General features: G+C 61.8%; 17 protein-coding genes, 1 tRNA gene and 1 rRNA gene. 10 read left to right on the forward strand and 9 right to left on the reverse strand.

The window, feature by feature from the left end; genetic code table 11:
* Positions 1 to 8 precede the first annotated feature (8 nt).
* On the forward strand, positions 9 to 761 hold the full coding sequence (locus HPQ62_RS11925; protein WP_174802759.1) for an ATP-binding cassette domain-containing protein: 753 nt from the start codon (positions 9 to 11) through the stop codon (positions 759 to 761).
* Positions 762 to 766: 5 nt separating this feature from the next.
* Here HPQ62_RS11925 and HPQ62_RS11930 read toward each other — a convergent pair whose 3' ends face one another.
* From HPQ62_RS11930 to aceA, 4 genes are all read right to left on the reverse strand, one after another.
* Positions 767 to 1885, reverse strand: a complete 1119-nt coding sequence (locus HPQ62_RS11930) for a nickel/cobalt transporter (protein WP_174802760.1) — start codon at positions 1883 to 1885, stop codon at positions 767 to 769.
* Complete coding sequence (locus HPQ62_RS11935; protein ID WP_174802761.1) at positions 1873 to 2520, reverse strand: DUF1007 family protein; 648 nt, start codon at positions 2518 to 2520, stop codon at positions 1873 to 1875. Before HPQ62_RS11935 ends, HPQ62_RS11930 begins: the two co-directional genes overlap by 13 nt.
* Positions 2521 to 2629: 109 nt before the next feature.
* On the reverse strand, positions 2630 to 2893 hold the full coding sequence (locus tag HPQ62_RS11940) for an SMc00767 family acetate metabolism repressor (RefSeq protein ID WP_174802762.1): 264 nt from the start codon (positions 2891 to 2893) through the stop codon (positions 2630 to 2632).
* Between the two features lie 16 nt (positions 2894 to 2909).
* Entirely contained in the window at positions 2910 to 4196 is a 1287-nt protein-coding gene (gene aceA / locus HPQ62_RS11945) for an isocitrate lyase (RefSeq protein ID WP_174802763.1), read from the reverse strand.
* Between the two features lie 196 nt (positions 4197 to 4392).
* Here aceA and HPQ62_RS11950 point away from each other — a divergent pair, with 196 nt between their 5' ends.
* On the forward strand, positions 4393 to 5781 hold the full coding sequence (locus HPQ62_RS11950; protein WP_174802764.1) for a helix-turn-helix domain-containing protein: 1389 nt from the start codon (positions 4393 to 4395) through the stop codon (positions 5779 to 5781).
* A 49-nt stretch (positions 5782 to 5830) separates the two neighbouring features.
* Here the strand turns inward: HPQ62_RS11950 and HPQ62_RS11955 are convergent, their stop codons facing one another.
* Entirely contained in the window at positions 5831 to 6715 is an 885-nt protein-coding gene (locus tag HPQ62_RS11955) for an alpha/beta hydrolase (protein WP_174802765.1), read from the reverse strand.
* 263 nt (positions 6716 to 6978) lie between these two features.
* On the opposite strand from HPQ62_RS11955, the gene gmd reads away from it, so the two are divergent.
* The 8 genes from gmd (at position 6979) to HPQ62_RS11995 (ending at position 15312) form a co-directional block, all read left to right on the forward strand.
* Positions 6979 to 8100 (forward strand): GDP-mannose 4,6-dehydratase, encoded by a 1122-nt coding sequence (gmd, locus tag HPQ62_RS11960; protein ID WP_174802766.1) that lies wholly within the window; start codon positions 6979 to 6981, stop codon positions 8098 to 8100.
* A gap of 24 nt (positions 8101 to 8124) precedes the next feature.
* Positions 8125 to 9078: a GDP-L-fucose synthase gene (fcl, locus tag HPQ62_RS11965; protein ID WP_194246321.1), complete on the forward strand. Its 954-nt coding sequence runs from the start codon at positions 8125 to 8127 to the stop codon at positions 9076 to 9078.
* 48 nt (positions 9079 to 9126) lie between these two features.
* Positions 9127 to 10293 (forward strand): nucleotide sugar dehydrogenase, encoded by a 1167-nt coding sequence (locus HPQ62_RS11970; protein ID WP_174802767.1) that lies wholly within the window; start codon positions 9127 to 9129, stop codon positions 10291 to 10293.
* 132 nt (positions 10294 to 10425) lie between these two features.
* Positions 10426 to 11940 carry an ABC transporter substrate-binding protein gene (locus HPQ62_RS11975; RefSeq protein ID WP_174802768.1) on the forward strand — a complete coding sequence of 505 codons (1515 nt, stop codon included), beginning with the start codon at positions 10426 to 10428 and terminating at the stop codon, positions 11938 to 11940.
* A gap of 24 nt (positions 11941 to 11964) precedes the next feature.
* Positions 11965 to 12912 carry an ABC transporter permease gene (locus tag HPQ62_RS11980; RefSeq protein WP_174802806.1) on the forward strand — a complete coding sequence of 316 codons (948 nt, stop codon included), beginning with the start codon at positions 11965 to 11967 and terminating at the stop codon, positions 12910 to 12912.
* Positions 12909 to 13715, forward strand: coding sequence for an ABC transporter permease (locus HPQ62_RS11985; RefSeq protein ID WP_174802769.1), 807 nt, complete (start codon positions 12909 to 12911; stop codon positions 13713 to 13715). The genes HPQ62_RS11980 and HPQ62_RS11985 overlap by 4 nt, the downstream gene beginning before the upstream one ends.
* Positions 13715 to 14518, forward strand: coding sequence for an ATP-binding cassette domain-containing protein (locus tag HPQ62_RS11990; RefSeq protein ID WP_174802770.1), 804 nt, complete (start codon positions 13715 to 13717; stop codon positions 14516 to 14518). The genes HPQ62_RS11985 and HPQ62_RS11990 overlap by 1 nt, the downstream gene beginning before the upstream one ends.
* On the forward strand, positions 14515 to 15312 hold the full coding sequence (locus tag HPQ62_RS11995) for an ABC transporter ATP-binding protein (RefSeq protein ID WP_174802771.1): 798 nt from the start codon (positions 14515 to 14517) through the stop codon (positions 15310 to 15312). Before HPQ62_RS11990 ends, HPQ62_RS11995 begins: the two co-directional genes overlap by 4 nt.
* Positions 15313 to 15418: 106 nt before the next feature.
* Here HPQ62_RS11995 and HPQ62_RS12000 read toward each other — a convergent pair whose 3' ends face one another.
* The 4 genes from HPQ62_RS12000 to rrf form a co-directional block, all read right to left on the reverse strand.
* Entirely contained in the window at positions 15419 to 15910 is a 492-nt protein-coding gene (locus tag HPQ62_RS12000; RefSeq protein WP_174802772.1) for a DUF8051 family protein, read from the reverse strand.
* A gap of 11 nt (positions 15911 to 15921) precedes the next feature.
* The gene (locus tag HPQ62_RS12005; protein ID WP_174802773.1) at positions 15922 to 16578 is read right to left on the reverse strand and encodes a TetR/AcrR family transcriptional regulator; all 657 of its coding nucleotides are present in this window, start codon (positions 16576 to 16578) and stop codon (positions 15922 to 15924) included.
* A 325-nt stretch (positions 16579 to 16903) separates the two neighbouring features.
* Positions 16904 to 16980 (reverse strand) — tRNA-Met (locus tag HPQ62_RS12010).
* Between the two features lie 240 nt (positions 16981 to 17220).
* Positions 17221 to 17302: ribosomal RNA gene (gene rrf, locus HPQ62_RS21295) — 5S ribosomal RNA — on the reverse strand; the annotation flags it as partial.

Here is a 17302-nt window from a genome sequence, read left to right on the forward strand (position 1 = left end):
GACCGGACATGGCCCTCACAGTCGAAAACATCTCCAAATCCTATGACCGGACCCGCGTGCTCGACGGCGTCAATCTCGATATCCGTCCGGGCGAGTTCGTGGCCCTTCTCGGCCCCTCCGGCTCCGGCAAGACCACGCTTCTGCGGATCATCGCGGGCCTGCAATTTGCCGAGGAAGGCCGGCTCCTGATGGAGGGCGAGGACATTACCGGGCTTGAGGCGCGGCTTCGCCGCTTCGGCATGGTGTTCCAGAGCTACGCACTGTTCGAGCACAAGACGGTTGCCGAAAACACCGCCTTCGGGCTGAAGGTGCGCCCGCGCGCCACGCGGCCGTCACGCGAGGAGATCGGCAAGCGGGTGCGGGACCTTTTGGAAATGGCGGAGATCGGCCATCTTTCCGAGCGCTACCCGTCGCAGCTCTCAGGCGGCCAGCGCCAGCGCGTGGCGCTTGCCCGGGCACTGGCAATCGAGCCGCGGCTTCTGCTGCTCGACGAGCCCTTCAGCGCGCTCGACACCAAGATCCGCAAGGGGCTGCGGGGTGCGCTCCGCGACCTGCAGAAGCGCGTCGGCATTTCCGCCATTCTGGTGACGCATGATCAGGAGGAAGCCTTCGAGATCGCCGACCGGATCGCGGTGATGTCGGAGGGCCATATCGAACAGTTCGGCACGGCGGAAGAATTGCTGCGCACGCCCGCAACGCCCTTCGTTGCGGAATTCCTGGAAGGCATGGCGCATTACCAGAACCAGGGCGCCGGCATCTGATCGGATCAGCCCGTCATCGAAGCCGCAAACAGGGTGAGCCCCAGAAGCGTGACCAGAAGCGCGCCGCCGATCTCGATCCCATAGCCGATCCGTGTCGCCCGCTTGGAGCCGCGCCCGGCGAGCCTGACGGCAAGCCCTTTGGCCGAAACCGCGATGATGGCAAGCACCGAGACGGTGATCGCCGTTCCGATCGCCATAGCGAAGACCGAGGCGATGCCGCCGAGGATCAGGCCGTTCAAAAGCGCGAAGGTGAGCACGATCAGCGCGCCGGAGCAGGGCCGCATGCCGATTGCCAGCACGGCCGAACCCGCGCCCTTCCAGTCGAACTCCTTGCCGCCCAGATCCTTCGGCTCCGGCATATGCACATGACCGCAACCGCAATCGGGACCGTGCACATGGTGGTCGTCATGGTGTTGATGTTCATGCCGGTGGTCATGCGCGTGGTCATGCGCGGCGTGATGATGATGTCCGTGATCGTGACCATGCTCATGGCTATGGCCGTGCCCATGAGCGTGACCAAGATCATGGGCATCGCCGTGCCCGTGAACATGATGATGGCCGTTGCCACGGAAGATCGCGCGGGTCTTGGTGTAGAGCAGCCATAAGCCGAAGCCGGCAATCAGCAGGAAACTCGCCCGCTCCATGAACAGCGTCGCATCCCGCATCGAGACGGACGTGCCGCGCAGGAACAGATAGGCAGCCCCCACCAGCACCACCGCCGTCACGCCCTGCGCCAGCGAGGCCACGAACGAGATCGCGATGCCGCGCTTCAGCTCGGTTTCGTTCGCGATCATGTAGGAGGAGATCACCGCCTTGCCGTGGCCGGGGCCTGCGGCATGAAACACGCCGTAGGCGAAGGAGAGGCCCACAAGGCCCAGCACCTTCACCGGATCGTCCTTCATCGCCTTCAGCGCGGCCGTCAGCGCGCGGTAGAATTCCTGCTGGTACTGATTGATCGTCATCAGCAGCGATTGCAGCGGACCGAAGGATGAGGAAAAGGACGGCTCGGAAGAGCCGATGCCGAGGGGAGAGGCGGAGAAGGATTTATCGTTCAGGCCAAAGGCCAGGAAAGCCAGAAGCGCCAGCAGCAGAAGCAGCGCAAGCGGCCGGATCATTCGGTGCATGTGAGGTCCAGGCGGGTTGCAAAAAGCTTGCTCATATCGGTCGGATCATTGAAGAAGGCAGCCGTCAGAGCGTCGTTGTTCTCGGAGATGATCTGGTCCGGATCAGGACGGACGACCGTATGCTTGCAACGATCGAAGGCGGAGCCGATCATCACCAGATCCTCGTCGCGCTGAAAGTCGATCGCGGTGTACATGCTGGCGTCGTAGATGCCGAAGGTCAGATGCCCGTCGAGCTTGACGGGCTTTGAGGGCTTTGCCGAGAAAATCAGCAGCAGCTGGCCATCCACCATATCGGCATGAATGACATCGGGCTCGGCCAGCGGCACGTCTTCGCCATTGTCGGTGATCTGGGTATAATAGCCATATTCGGCAAGCGACTGGCGCACGGTCTCGCCGATTTCCGTCAGTTCGTCACCGGCAAGCTGGTTGTCCATGTTGGTGTCGTAATCCATGATCACCGAGGACGAGAAGAACTCGTCGAAGCGCCAGACATTCTGCAGCGCGGTGACATTGCCGTCATCATCCGCGACCACTTCCAGGCGGGCATCGACGAAGACATGCGGATGGGCCGCAGCCCCTGTGGCCGCGCCCATGCCGATAAGGGCTGATGCGCTGATGGTTCTGATCAGTTTCATAAGGCTTCCTTGGCGCAGAACTGAGTCAGAAAAAAGCCCGCACGCGCGAAATAAGGCGGGCGGGCTTTAAAAAAAATGTGAGCGGTTCCGGCAATGCCGGGCGCGCTGGTCAGAGCGCGCGTTCGCCGGCCTCCGCCATTGCCGGCGCGCCGGCGATGATGATCGGGACCAGAAGATCGCCCCAGCGGCCGCCGCCATGATGGCGGGCGGAGCGGATGATCTCGACCGAGACGCCGGCATCGACCGCCCGCATCACGGCCTGGTTCAGCCGGTGAAGATCATTGGCGACCATGCGGATCGCCGCCTGCTGATCGGCCGTCATTTCGCCGGTCTGCGCTTCTGCGCGTTCCTTGACATTGAGCTTCGGTGTCATCGCATTTCCTCCCTTTCTATTCGGCTGCTTCAAATTGCGCGGTTTCGGTCGAGCCGCCCATCGCGGTCGTCGAGCCGGTTCCGCCGGTGATCGCCATCGACACGGCATCGAAATAGCCGGTGCCCACTTCGCGCTGGTGGCGGGTCGCCGTGTAGCCATTGCGCTCGGCTGCAAATTCGGCCTGCTGCAATTCGCTATAGGCCGCCATCTGGCGCTCCTTGTAGCCGCGGGCGAGTTCGAACATGCCGTAATTGAGCTGATGGAAGCCCGCGAGCGTGATGAACTGGAACTTGTAGCCCATGGCCCCGAGTTCGCGCTGGAAGCGGGCGATATCGGCATCGTCCAGGTTTTTCTTCCAGTTGAAGGACGGCGAGCAGTTATAGGCCAGCAGCTTGCCGGGGTGCTCCTTGTGCACGCCTTCCGCAAACCGGCGCGCCTGTTCCAGATCCGGCTTGGACGTCTCGCACCAGATAAGATCGCAATAGGGCGCATAGGCGACCGCGCGGGCAATGCAGGCCTCCAGCCCGTTGCGGACATGATAAAAACCCTCCGGCGTACGCCCGGCATCGTAATCGACGAAGGGCTGGTCGCGCTCGTCGATATCGGATGTCAGAAGCTTGGCGGCCTCGGCATCGGTGCGGGCGATCACCAGCGTCGGCGTGCCCATGACGTCTGCGGCGAGACGCGCTGCGGTCAGGTTGCGGATATGGGCCGCCGTCGGGATCAGGACCTTGCCGCCGAGATGGCCGCATTTCTTTTCGGAGGCGAGCTGATCTTCGAAGTGGACGCCCGCGGCACCCGCCTCGATATAGGCCTTCATGATCTCGAAGGCGTTGAGCGGGCCGCCGAAGCCTGCCTCTGCATCGGCGACGATCGGGGCAAACCAGGTCTCGACCGAAAGCCCCTCGCCTTCCGAAACCTCGATCTGGTCGGCGCGCTGCAGCGTCTTGTTGATGCGCTTGACGAGCTCCGGCCCGGCATTGGCGGGATAGAGCGACTGGTCGGGATACATCGCGGATGCGGTATTGGCGTCGGCGGCCACCTGCCAGCCGGACAGATAGATCGCCTTCAGCCCGGCGCGCACCATCTGCATCGCCTGATTGCCGGACTGGGCGCCGAGCGCGTTCACGAAGTCCTCGCTGTGGATCAGGGTCCAGAGCCTCTTCGCCCCCTCTTCCGCCAGCGTCGCGCGGATCTGCATCGAGCCGCGCAGGCGGGTGACATCGGCAGCGCTGTAGGGCCGTTCGATGCCATCGAACCGGCCTTCGGGTGCGCCCTGAACGAGATTGTAAAATTCCGACATAGCTTTCTCCTCACTCCCGACGCATATGTAATTTCCAACGGATTATCGCGTTGCGTCTGTCAAATATTTACTGAACTCCCTCTCCTTTATCCAATTAAAACATGTACAAACGCCTCAGAAACGAGTTATACTGTCGCACTCTTTACAAAGAACCCATGTAAATTTGTAAATTTTGTAAAACACGAAATGGAAAGCCATGGCCGATTCAAAGATCTTTGCGGGACCGCGTTTGCGCCGGCTGCGCCGCGAGCTTGAACTGACCCAGACAGGCATGGCCGAGGCGCTTTCGATCTCGCCCTCCTATCTGAACCTGATCGAACGCAACCAGCGCCCGCTCACGGTGCAACTGCTGATGAAGCTCGCCGCCGTCTACGACATCGACATTGCCTCGCTGCAGGGCTCGAGCGGCGACACGGTCGCTCAGCTGAAGGCGGTCTTCGCCGATCCGCTGCTTTCCGGCGAACTTCCGGGGGACCAGGAACTTCTGGAGGTGGCCGAGGCGGCTCCCAATGCGGCGCTCGCCGTTACCAAGCTCTACCGCGCCTATCAGGAACAGGCCGCTCGCCTTTCCGACCTCACCGCCCTTCTGGCCGAGGAAGGTCGCCAGACGCATCTGTCCGGACGGCGGCTTCCGCATGACGAGGTGCGCGAGGCGCTTTTGCGCCGACCCTGGTATTTCGATGCGCTCGACCGCGCCGCCGAAGCGCTTCATGGCGAGCTTGCCCCCGGGGACGCGCTTTATGCGTCTTTGCGCGATTGGCTTCGCGACCGTCACGGCATCGCCGTGCGGGTGCTGCCGCCGCATGTCATGGTCAATCTCGGCAGGCGGTTCGACCGCCACACCATGCGGCTTTTCATCTCTGCCCGGTTTTCACCGCATGACCGCCAGCGCGAGATCGCGATCGAGGTTGCCCTGCTGGCTTTCCAGACGGAGATCGCAGAGGCGATCGATGCGCTCTCGCTGACCGGAGACGAGGCCAGGCGGATCGCCCGTTTCGAGCTCGCCCGCTATGCCGCCCATGCGTTGATGATGCCTTACGGCGCATTTTTCGAGGCGGCGCGGCGGGAGAAATACGACGTCTCGCTGATTGCGGGACGGTTCGGCGTTTCGTTCGCACAGGCCGCAGCCCGGCTCGTCAGCCTGCGCCGGCCGGATCAGGCCGGCCCGTCCTTCTTTGCCATCGAAATCGATGTCGCGGGCAATATCCTCAGGCGCACCGGCGGGTTTCGCGGCGAGTGCCCGCGCCTTGATGTCTATGATGCCTTCGCTCAGGCCGGACGGCTCCTCACCCAGCGCGTGGAGATGCCGGACGGCGCACAATACCTGGCGATCGCGCGCACGATCGAGGGACCAGAGCCGCTTTATGGAGAACGCCCGCACCGCACCGCGCTCCTTCTCGGCCTGCCTTTTGCCGAAGCGGCAGCCACCGTCTATGCAAAGCCGGAGGCGCCGACGACGCTGATCGGGCCCGTCTGCCGGCTTTGCGAAAGGACAGGCTGTCTCGCCCGCGCCGAACCGCCGGTGACCAGACCCCTCGGCCTTGACGAAATGGTTTCCGGCCTATCGGCCTTTGACTTCCGCTGAGCTGCACCGCTCGAAACCGTGATGCAAACGCCGGCGTCCGGTCAAAATCTCATCGCGCCTGCCGGCAGAGATCTGAGAGGGCATCGGCAATCTCCGCGAAGGCCGCTCCTGCTCGCTTGCTGCGGTGGCGCGCGCGCAGCCAGCCATGGACGAGCCCTTCATGCGTGTGAACCGTGACATCGGCACCCTCTGCAGCTGCCTGATACCGAAGGCAGTCGTCGTGCATCGGATCGCACTCGGCCGCAAACAGCACTGTCGGTGGCAGCCGGGTGAGATCGCCCGCACTTGGCATTGCCCTTGGATCATCCATCGCGCCGCCTCTCAGCAGACCGTAGGTCTTGACCTCGTCACGGGTGAGAAGCGGTGCATTGGCATGGGTTTCATAGCTCCCGCCTTCCGGAAAATAGCCGAGCGAGGGGTAGATCAGAACCTGGCCGGCGAGCGGCCGGGCACCCTGCCAGGTTCCGGCAACCGAGGCACACAGCGATCCGCCCGCGCTGTCGCCGCTCAGCACCAGCGCGTGATCTTCCGAAAGCGCGCGCGCCACAGCCATAACGTCGTCGTAGGCCGCCGGATGGGCGTGCTCGGGCACCAGCCGATAGTCGACAGCCACAAGCTGCACGCCGGCTGCCACCGCAAGCTCGGCACAGACGTCATCATGACTTTCAAGCCCGCCGAGCACGAAGCCACCACCATGGGCATAAAGAACGACGACATCGCTTTCCGCGCCGTAAAGGCGCACTCTGACGCCGGCAATGGTCCGGTCTTCCACCTTCAGCCCAGGCGGCCGCCCGGCATGATACTCTGCGCACATCCTGTCATAGATCTGGCGCTGACGGCCCCAGTCATCGGGCCTCAGATCAGCCGGATAGAACGCGTTGGTCGCGTCCACGAAGGCAAGAATGTCTGGGTCGAGTCTGGTCGTGTAGTCCATATTGCGGTCTCCCATCTGGTGCAGCTTCCAAATACCGCACTGACTGACTCCGGAAAACGAAAACAGCCGCAAGATCGGCGGCAAAAATCGATGAAATCGTTGCTTCCGCGAACGCCGACCGTTATCTTGCGGCATCACCATATCAATTGTTGCAATTCTTTTTTAAAATCGAGATGAGATTACGCCAAAGCCATCCGGCCGGCGCATTGCATTACACCAATACCGTTCATGTCCTTACGGACACTGCGTTAAAGAGAGATAGTTTGACCAAAAAGGCTTTGATTACCGGCATTACCGGTCAGGACGGCTCTTACCTTACGGAATTTCTCCTGGAACAGGGCTATGAGGTGCATGGCATCAAGCGCCGCGCCTCGCTTTTCAACACCCAGCGGATCGACCACCTCTACGAGGATCCGCATGTTTCGAACGCGCAGTTGAAGCTGCATTACGGCGACCTGTCCGATACGTCGAACCTGACCCGCATCATTCGCGATATCGAGCCGGACGAGGTTTATAATCTCGGCGCGCAGTCCCATGTTGCTGTGTCCTTCGAAGCGCCCGAATACACCGCCGATGTCGACGCCATCGGCACGCTGCGCCTGCTCGAGGCGATCCGGTTCCTGGGCCTTGAGGAAAAGACCCGTTTCTATCAGGCATCGACATCCGAGCTCTATGGTCTGGTTCAGGAAACGCCGCAGCGCGAAACAACGCCATTCTATCCGCGCTCGCCCTATGCCGCAGCCAAGCTTTACGCCTACTGGATCACGGTCAACTACCGCGAAGCCTATGGCATGTATGCCTGCAACGGCATCCTGTTCAACCATGAGAGCCCGCGGCGCGGCGAGACCTTCGTGACCCGCAAGGTGACGCGCGGCCTTGCCAATATCGCGCTCGGCCTCGAACGCTGCATCTATATGGGCAATATCGATTCACTGCGCGACTGGGGCCACGCCAAGGACTATGTCCGCATGCAATGGATGATGCTGCAGCAGGACAGCGCCGAAGATTACGTGATCGCGACCGGCAAGCAGTATTCGGTGCGCGAATTCATCACCTGGGCGGCGGAAGATCTCGGCATCAAGATCGCGTTTTCCGGCTCCGGCGTCGATGAGGTCGGCACAGTCGAGGCCGTTCACGGCGATCTTGCGCCGCACGTCAAGCCGGGCGACGTCATCGTCCGGATCGATCCGCGCTATTTCCGTCCCGCAGAAGTCGACACGCTGCTCGGCGATCCATCCAAGGCAAAGGACAAGCTCGGATGGGTGCCGGAGATCACGGCGCGCGAGATGTGCCGCGAAATGGTGGTCGAAGACCACAAGTCCGCACGGCGTCACGCGCTTCTGAAAGCCCATGGTCTCGACCTGCCTGTCAGCCTCGAAGGCTGAGCAGCCTTGCAAGAAAGAGAACAGATGTCGTTCGATATCGCTGGAAAGAAAATCTGGGTTGCCGGCCATCGCGGCATGGTCGGCGCCGCAGTCGTTCGCAGACTTGCCAATGAAGACTGCGACGTCATCACCGCCGGCCGCGATCGCGTCGATCTGAAGCGGCAGGCGGAAGTCGAGGACTTCCTGAGCGCGGAAAAGCCCGATGCCATTGTGATGGCGGCGGCAAAGGTTGGCGGCATCCTTGCCAACGATACCTATCCGGCCGACTTCCTCTATGACAACCTGATGATCGAGGCCAATATCTTCGAGGCCGCGCACCGCAATGATGTCAACCGCTTCCTGTTTCTCGGCTCATCCTGCATCTATCCGAAATTCGCCGACCAGCCGATCCGGGAAGACGCGCTTCTGACCGGGCCGTTGGAGCCGACCAATGAATGGTATGCGATCGCCAAGATTGCCGGCATCAAGCTTGCCCAGGCCTATCGCAGGCAGCATGGCCGCGATTACATCTCTGCCATGCCGACCAATCTTTATGGGCCGGGCGACAATTACGACCTGAACTCCAGCCATGTCATGCCCGCACTGATCCGCAAGGCCCATGAGGCAAAGATGAGCGGTGCAGGCGAGGTCGTGGTCTGGGGCACGGGGACGCCGATGCGCGAATTCCTCCACGCCGATGACTGTGCCGACGCGCTGGTTTTCCTGCTGAAGACCTATTCGGGCGACGAGCACGTCAATGTCGGCTCGGGCTCCGATATCTCGATCCTCGACCTCACCAAGCTCGTCTGCAAGACCGTTGGCTTCGAGGGCGATATCGTGCACGATCTTTCCAAGCCTGACGGCACGCCGCGCAAGCTGATGAGCGCGGACAAGCTGCGCGCCATGGGATGGCAGCCTAAGATCAGTCTCGAACAGGGAATTGCCGACTCCTATCAAGCCTTTCTGGATGGCAATTTCTCAAGCCGCGCTTTGGCCTAGACAGGCCCGGTGCTCCATCCGACACCGCCCAAGCCCCTGAGTGTGACCATGAAAATCGCCGTTGCCGGTATCGGCTATGTAGGATTGTCCAACGCCGTTCTGTTCGCCCAGAACCATGAGGTTCAGGCGATCGATATCAGCGCGGAACGCGTGGCCCAGTTGAATGCGGGCATTAGCCCGATCATCGACCCCGATATCGCCCGCTACCTCCGGGAAGAGAAGCTGGCGCTCTCGGCGACGACCAATCCGGAGGAAGCGTATCGGGGCGCCGATTTCGTGATCGTGGCGACGCCGACGAATTACGACGAGAAAACCAATTTCTTCGACACTTCTTCCGTCGAAGCCGTCATCACCTCGGTCATGGCGCTCAATCCGGCTGCAACCATCGTGGTGAAGTCCACCGTTCCGGTCGGCTTCATCGAGCGTGTCCGCCGCGAATTGCAGACGGACCAGGTGATGTTCTCGCCGGAGTTCCTGCGCGAGGGCAAGGCGCTTCACGACAACCTCTACCCATCCCGGATCATTGTCGGCGAACGGTCAGAGAGAGCGGAGACATTCGCCGGCCTGCTCGTCGAAGGCGCAAGGAAAAAGGATATTCCGATCCTTTTCACCGACCCCTCGGAGGCGGAGGCGATCAAGCTGTTTGCCAACACCTATCTCGCCATGCGGGTCGCCTATTTCAACGAACTCGATTCCTATGCGATGGCGCACGGCATGGACACCCGCCAGATCATCGAGGGGGTCGGTCTCGATCCCCGGATCGGCAATCACTATAACAACCCTTCTTTCGGCTATGGCGGATATTGCCTGCCGAAAGACACCAAGCAGTTGCTCGCCAATTACTCCAACGTGCCCCAGAATCTGATCAACGCCATCGTCGACGCCAACACCACCCGCAAGGATTTCATCGCCGAACGCATTCTGGCCCTCGGGCCGAAGACCGTCGGCATATACAGGCTGGTGATGAAGGAAGGCTCTGACAATTTCCGGCAGTCGTCGATCCAGGGGATCATGAAGCGGATCAGGGCGAAGGGCATAGAGGTGATCGTTTATGAGCCCGCACTGGCCGACGACACCTTCTTCGCCGCGCGGGTGATCAAGGATATCGAGACGTTCAAGCGTTTGCCAGACGTCATCGTCGCCAACAGACCCGCGGCCGAGATCGCAGATGTCTCCGACAAGGTCTTTACCCGCGATCTTTTCGGACAAGACTGAAACGGCAGATATGCCGAAAGCTCGCGCGTAACGATTTTCGTTACGCTTCAATATGATTCCCGGTATATTGTTTACACGAGCGGTTCCAACGCCCTATACATGCCGCAATCTCTGAAACGCCCGGAGGAGCGCATGAGCCGACTTTCCAACATCCTTGCCGCCGCAGCACTCGCTGCCGGCGCCGTCACCGCCCCGGCGCTTGCACCAGCACTCGCCCCAGCGCTCGCCCAGGAGCGCAACGATATCGTGATCGGCATGGCAATCGAACCGACCGGTCTCGATCCGACCGCAGCCGCGCCGGTCGCCATCGGCCAGGTTGTCTGGAAGAACGTGTTCGAGGGTCTGGTCACGGTCGGGGAAAATGGCGATATCGCACCGCAGCTTGCGACATCCTGGGACGTTTCAGGAGATGGCCTCACATACACTTTCAAGCTGCGCGACGGCGTGACGTTCCACAACGGCAAGCCTTTCAATGCCGGGACCGCAAAGTTTGCGATCGACCGGATCATAGCCGACGACAGCGTGAACCCGCAAAAGGCGCTCTACAGCGCGATCCAGACCGTGGAAGCGACCGACGACCGGACGCTGGTCCTGAAACTTTCACGCCCCTCTTACGACCTGCTCTACTGGCTGGGCTTTCCCGCCGCCGTGATGGTGGAACCCGACAGCGAGCCCACCAATGCGACCGATCCGGTCGGAACCGGCCCCTTCGTCTTTTCCGAATGGAAGAAAGGCAATCAGGTGACGCTCGATCGCAACCCGGATTATTGGGGTGATGCGCCGGCGCTTGAGAAGGTGACCTTCCGTTTCATCGCCGACGCCCAGGCGCAGGCTGCAGCGCTTTCCTCCGGGGGCGTCGATGCCATTCCGGAATTTGCGGCGCCCGAACTCGTGGCAAGCTTCGAGGCCAATGACAAATTCGCGGTTGTGCCAGGCACCACGGGCATGGAAGTGGTCGCCGGCATGAACAATGCCCGCGCCCCGTTTGACGATCGCCGCGTGCGACAGGCGCTGATGATGGCGATCGACCGGCAGGCGATCATCGATGCCACCAATTCCGGCCTCGGCACGCCGATCGGCAGTCATTTCTCGCCGTCCGACGCCGGCTATGAGGATCTTACCGACGTCCTGCCCTATGCCCCCGAAAAGGCAAAGGCCCTGCTGGCGGAAGCAGGTTTCAACGACGGCCTCGCCTTCACCATGAAGGTGCCCAACCGCGGCTATGCCGAGCGCGCTGCGGAAATCATGCAGGCCTATTTCGCCCAGATCGGCGTGACAGCGACCATCGAATCCTCGGAATTCCCGGCGAAATGGCTGCAGGATGTGTTCAAGGACACCAATTACGACATGACCATTATCGGCCATGCCGAGCCGCTCGATATCGGCATCTATGCCCGCCATCCCTACTACTTCAATTATGACAATCCGGATTTCGATGCGGCCATGACCGCGATCGCCGATGCGACGAGCGAAGAGGACCGGATCGCCGGCTATCGCAAGGCCCAGGAAATTCTCGCTGAAGACGTTCCGGCCCTGTTCCTCTACGCCTGGCCGAAGATCGGGATCTGGAATGCCGATGTCGAAGGGCTGTGGGTGAACGAACCCGTGCCCTCCAACGACATGACCGGCGTGCACTGGAGCAAGTAGACCGTGTTGGCAAAACGGCCGGCGATGCGGCGCATTGCCGGCAACCTCGTCTTTATGGTGGCAAGCCTGCTCGCGGTATCGTTCATCATCTTCGCGGTGATGGCGGCGGTGCCAGGCGACCCTGCGGAAATCATGCTCGGCACGTCGGCTGCCCCCGACACGCTTGAGGCACTTCGCCATCAGCTCGGTCTCGATCAGCCCTTCCTGCAGCGCTACGCCGGCTGGCTATCCGGCCTTCTCCACGGCGATCTCGGCCTTTCCTATACCTATTCGACCCCTGTCTCGACGCTCATCGGCGAGCGGCTGGCGGTGACGCTGCCGCTTGCCCTCTATGCCGTGGCACTCTCCCTTGCGATCGCGCTGCCGCTCGGCGTGATCGCCGGATCGCGCCCCAACGGGCCAGCCGATATCGCAGCGACCGTATTTTCGCAGGTCGGCATCGCCGTGCCGGGCTTCTGGATCGGCCTGTTGCTGATCCTCTGCGTGGCGCTGAAATTCGGCTGGTTTCCGGCCGGAGGATTTTCCGGCTGGCGGACAGCCGGCATCCTTTCCTCCCTCAATGCCCTGACGCTGCCGGCAATCGCGCTTGCCATTCCTCAGGCGGCCGTGCTGACAAGGGTGACGCGCGCCGCCGTGATCGAGATTGCGTCTGAAGATTTCGTCCGCACCGCCCGCGCCAAGGGCGCCACGCGGCGGCGCGCGCTCTGGCGGCATGTGGTTCCCAATGCGCTGATTCCTGTCGTCACCATGCTCGGCATGCAGGTCTCGGTGCTGATCGCGGGCACTGTGCTCGTGGAGAATGTGTTCGCGCTGCCGGGGCTCGGAACGCTTGCCTATCAGGCTCTGTCGCAGCGCGACCTGATCGTGATCCAGAATGTCGCGCTGCTGTTCGCCGTCATCGTCATGGGTCTGAACTTCGCGGTCGACGCGCTTTATGCGGTGATCGATCCGCGCCTGCGGGCACGCCCATGAGACGGTTGCCGCTTGTTCTGGGTGCGCTGATCACGTTCACGCTGGTCGCCGCTGCCATCATCAGCCGGTTCTGGACGCCGATGGATCCTGCGGCAATCAACATTCCGTCGCGCCTGAAGCCGCCGGGGCCGGGCGGGTTGTTAGGCGCCGACCAGCTCGGACGCGACGAGTTTTCGATGATCATGGCGGGCGCATGGACATCGCTCTCGATCGCATTTTCCGCCGTGGCGATCGGCGCGGCCGCAGGCGCCCTGCTCGGCGCCACGGCCGCCGCGCGAAGGGGAATTGCGGAAGCGGCGATCATGCGCATCAACGACGTGGTCTTCGCCTTCCCGCCGGTTCTGTCCGCCCTGCTCTTGGCAGCCGTGCTCGGCGGCGGTCCGGCAACAACGATTGTCGCCATTGCGCTGTTCATGGTGCCGGTCTTTGCCCGCATTACCCGTAGTGCTGCCCTGCAGATCTGGGCGCGCGACTATATCCTCGCGGCCCGCATGGCCGGCAAAGGCGGGGTCCGGATCACCATTGAGCATGTTCTGCCCAATATCGCCGGCCAGATCATCGTGCAGCTCGCGATCCAGACCGGGCTTGCCATTCTGACGGAAGCGGGCCTGTCCTTCCTGGGGCTTGGCGTGTCACCGCCAACGCCGAGCTGGGGCCGGATGCTCGCGGATGCGCAGACCTATCTTGCCGCAGCCCCGCATCTCGTTCTCGCACCCGGGCTTGCGATCGCCACCTCCGTTCTCGGCCTCAACCTTCTGGGCGACGGGCTGCAAGCGCTCACCGATCCACGGAGGGAAGGCTGATGCTCGATATCCGCAACCTTACCGTCCGCTTCGAGACCCGTCGCCGCGATGACCGCATGGTGCTCCACGGCATCGATCTGGCCGTCGGCAAGGGCGAGAAATGCGGCATTGTCGGGGAAAGCGGTTCGGGGAAGTCGGTGCTTGCCCTGTCGATCATCGGCCTTCTGCCGCGCAATGCGCGCGCCGGGGGTGAGGTTCTGTTTGAAGGTGAGAACCTGCTGAAAGCCTCGGAGCGACAGCTCACCCGCATGCGCGGCGACGAGATCGGCATGATCTTCCAGGAGCCGATGACAGCACTGAACCCCGCCATGACGGCAGGAAGCCAGATCGCCGAGGCGCTCCACCTTCATCACGAGATCACGCGCGCGGCGGGCCGGGCCGAAGCGCTTCGGCTGATGGATATGGTGAAGATCAGAAACGCGTCGGCGCGGATCGACGCCTATCCGCATGAACTCTCCGGCGGTGAACGCCAGCGCGTCGGCATCGCGATCGCGCTCGCACTGAAACCCGACCTTTTGATCGCCGATGAACCGACCACCGCGCTCGACGTGACCGTGCAGGCCGAAATCCTCGATATTCTCGATGAACTGGTCGCGGAGCTTGGCATCAGCCTGCTGCTGATTTCCCATGATATCGGCGTGATCGCACGCATGACGGACCGCGTGATGGTGATGCGTGACGGGCGCAAGATGGAAGAAGGCGCGACCGGAACCGTGTTGCGGGCGCCCGAGCATCCCTATACCCGCACGCTTCTTGCCGCCCTGCCGCGCCGCACCCGTGCCTTTCTGGAGGCCGGGCAATGACGCCTCTGCTGGAGACCATCGCACTTACCCGCCACTACGGCGAAAGGACGGCACTTTCCGATGTCTCGCTGACGATCGCTGCCGGCGAGATTCTGGGCGTGGTTGGCGAAAGCGGCTCCGGGAAATCCACCCTTGCCCGCCTGGTCATGGCGCTCGACCGGCCGACATCGGGAACCGTACGGTTCCAGGGCAAGGATATCCTTGCCGGGCGGGCGCTGCGCAAGATGCGGCGCGAATTCCAGATGGTATTTCAGGACCATTACGGCTCGCTTGATCCGCGCCAGACCATCGGAAAGATCGTTGCCGAACCGCTGCACCTCGAACCGGGATGCCTGGACAAGCGCGAAAGGGTCGCAGCGATGCTGGAGGACGTGGGCCTTTCTGCCGACCATGCCCAGCGATATCCGCACGAGTTTTCCGGTGGCCAGCGCCAGCGCATCGCCATCGCACGTGCGCTGATCACGCGGCCGAAACTGCTCGTTGCCGACGAGCCGACCTCCGCGCTCGACGTCACGGTCCAGGCACAGATCCTCGATCTGATCCTGAAGATGCGCGCCGAATACGGGATCTCGGTTCTGCTGATCACTCACAACATCGCCGTGGTCGACGAGATCTGCGACCGGGCGATCGTGATGCAGCAGGGCCGGATCGTCGAGGAAGGCCGGATACCCCAGCTTCTTGATACGCCTGCCCAGGACTACACCCGGCGATTGCTGTCAGCCGAGCCGCGATTCTTGAAACAGCGTCAAAAAAGCCCGGTCAGCCTTTCGGGCGACCGGGCATCGCGGCCTTGACCGCGGGAGAGATGACTTAGCTGGGAAGCTGCATCCGGAAATGCAAGTTCATGGCGAAAATGTCATGTCCGGCCGCTCACTCGACATCCGAGCGCGTCGCCACGCGCTAAACGCCCATCGCCGATCTGGTCGCAAAGGCGACGATGATCAGTGCCACGATGAAAAGGCCCCAGACCACCGGCTTGGAGAGCATTGCCTTGTCGCCGCCAGCCGCCTGCGCCGTGCTGCCGAGCGTAAACGATGCCACCGTCAGGGCTGCGCCCAGCACCGTACCGATCCACTCCAGCGTCGCAAGCAGCGAAGACATGGGATTGGGCGTGACGGGAAAGATGCGTCCGAGATCAAGGAGATAAACGGCAACGAAGGCGATGCCTGCAACACCCGCCCAGCGAAACCCCTTGCCGGACTTCGCCACGATATAGCCAAGCACCAGGCCTCCGAGACCAAGAACGGTCAGGAACACGTTGAATGCCGCCAGAACGATCGCGGAATATGCGCTGAAGTCGCGGGTTTCAACGAAGCCTCCAGGCACCATCAGCGCCAGGTTCAGCGCGGAAGCAACCAGAAGCACGGCGACGAGCTGGCGGGAACCAGACATGAGACAACTCCCTATTGTGATGAGCCGGAAGGCATTGCCGGACAGGGCGCGAGCATTGCGGCAAAGAGGGTAACGATCCGCTGGTTGAGACCAAGCCTGACCTGATGATCGAGGTCTGCTGCGTTGAGGGCAAACCATCGGTCGGCTTCGCGCAGCGCTGCAAAGGCCATGCCGGTCAAAAGGTCGAGCGGCAAATCGGAGCGAACTGCGCCGAGCCTCTGACCCCTTTCAATCAGCCCGGCGAGCCGGTCATGGAGGCGATCGATCAGATCGGCAATCGCGGCTTGGGCCTTCGCTTCGCGGTAGATTCCGCGACCTAGGTCCGCCAGGCGATCATTCTGGCCGAGAACGGCGCTCACATTCTCAAAGAGACTGGCGATCTGCTGCCAATAGGCAGCCGCAGTTCCAGCTTCGCTCGGTTCGAAAGCGAACAGTCCTGATAACGCGTCGAATGCACGCGCGATAACCGCCCTGTAGAGCTCCGCCTTGTCGGCGAAATAGTAGTAGGCTTGCCCCTTGCTGATCTTGGCGCGCACCAGAATACGGTTCAGGGAGGCAGCTTCAAACCCACGGGCCCGAAATTCTTCCTCTGCGATATCGAGCCAGGCCGTGCGCTGTGCCTGCGGCAGCTTCGCGAGGCGATGGCGCGCTTCAATCCGATTGTCCATTCCGAAGTCCTGTTGCCTACCGCCTCCAATTAGACCATCGGTCTAAAAGTGTCTAGGCAGGTTCTGCGTTACTTGGACAAGGTCCAGAACCACGCTCTTTTGATCCACCTGCAATCCATCTAGCCAGACAGCAGGACATGCTGAAGCTATGCCCGAGGAACCTAGGTGTCAGAGCTTTTCCTCCAGCAGGCCCGCCCGCGCCTGGGCTGTCGGGTGCCAATTCCTGTGTGATTGAAGGTGTTCGGTGGCGACTATCCAAATGTGAACATGCGGCCAAGACGCAAAAAAGCCCCCTGACTTTGTCAGAGGGCTATATTTGTAGATTTGGTTGCGGGGGCAGGATTTGAACCTGCGGCCTTCAGGTTATGAGCCTGACGAGCTACCGGGCTGCTCCACCCCGCGTTATGTCTGAGCGACCGGGGGGACCTGCGTTGGACGGATTGTCCATTGGGTCGCCCGGTGTTTTGTATTTTGTCGGTCCTCGAAGGCTTCGCCTTCTGCGGTCCGACGGGGGCTGCTCCACCCCGCGTTATGCTTTGAGCGACGTTTTATGGCTGAACGAAGAAAGCCGCCTTGATGGCGGCTTTTGATCGGCAGTCGCCGCTGATGCATGATTTGAGAAGATTGTGTTGCATTTGGCAGACCTGGCAGCGACCTACTCTCCCGTGTCTTAAGACAAAGTACCATTGGCGCTGGGGTATTTCACGGCCGTGTTCGGAATGGG

Source organism: Martelella limonii, from assembly GCF_013344475.1.
Lineage (GTDB): Bacteria > Pseudomonadota > Alphaproteobacteria > Rhizobiales > Rhizobiaceae > Martelella > Martelella limonii.

Excerpts from the sequence above, each read along its gene's own strand:
- HPQ62_RS11925 (WP_174802759.1), top strand. The coding sequence starts at position 9 with ATGGCCCTCACAGTCGAAAACATCTCCAAATCCTATGACCGGACCCGC.
- HPQ62_RS11930 (WP_174802760.1), bottom strand. The coding sequence starts at position 1,885 with ATGCACCGAATGATCCGGCCGCTTGCGCTGCTTCTGCTGCTGGCGCTT.
- HPQ62_RS11935 (WP_174802761.1), bottom strand. The coding sequence starts at position 2,520 with ATGAAACTGATCAGAACCATCAGCGCATCAGCCCTTATCGGCATGGGC.
- HPQ62_RS11940 (WP_174802762.1), bottom strand. The coding sequence starts at position 2,893 with ATGACACCGAAGCTCAATGTCAAGGAACGCGCAGAAGCGCAGACCGGC.
- aceA (WP_174802763.1), bottom strand. The coding sequence starts at position 4,196 with ATGTCGGAATTTTACAATCTCGTTCAGGGCGCACCCGAAGGCCGGTTC.
- HPQ62_RS11950 (WP_174802764.1), top strand. The coding sequence starts at position 4,393 with ATGGCCGATTCAAAGATCTTTGCGGGACCGCGTTTGCGCCGGCTGCGC.
- HPQ62_RS11955 (WP_174802765.1), bottom strand. The coding sequence starts at position 6,715 with ATGGACTACACGACCAGACTCGACCCAGACATTCTTGCCTTCGTGGAC.
- fcl (WP_194246321.1), top strand. The coding sequence starts at position 8,125 with ATGTCGTTCGATATCGCTGGAAAGAAAATCTGGGTTGCCGGCCATCGC.
- HPQ62_RS11970 (WP_174802767.1), top strand. The coding sequence starts at position 9,127 with ATGAAAATCGCCGTTGCCGGTATCGGCTATGTAGGATTGTCCAACGCC.
- HPQ62_RS11975 (WP_174802768.1), top strand. The coding sequence starts at position 10,426 with ATGAGCCGACTTTCCAACATCCTTGCCGCCGCAGCACTCGCTGCCGGC.
- HPQ62_RS11980 (WP_174802806.1), top strand. The coding sequence starts at position 11,965 with ATGCGGCGCATTGCCGGCAACCTCGTCTTTATGGTGGCAAGCCTGCTC.
- HPQ62_RS11985 (WP_174802769.1), top strand. The coding sequence starts at position 12,909 with ATGAGACGGTTGCCGCTTGTTCTGGGTGCGCTGATCACGTTCACGCTG.
- HPQ62_RS11990 (WP_174802770.1), top strand. The coding sequence starts at position 13,715 with ATGCTCGATATCCGCAACCTTACCGTCCGCTTCGAGACCCGTCGCCGC.
- HPQ62_RS11995 (WP_174802771.1), top strand. The coding sequence starts at position 14,515 with ATGACGCCTCTGCTGGAGACCATCGCACTTACCCGCCACTACGGCGAA.
- HPQ62_RS12000 (WP_174802772.1), bottom strand. The coding sequence starts at position 15,910 with ATGTCTGGTTCCCGCCAGCTCGTCGCCGTGCTTCTGGTTGCTTCCGCG.
- HPQ62_RS12005 (WP_174802773.1), bottom strand. The coding sequence starts at position 16,578 with ATGGACAATCGGATTGAAGCGCGCCATCGCCTCGCGAAGCTGCCGCAG.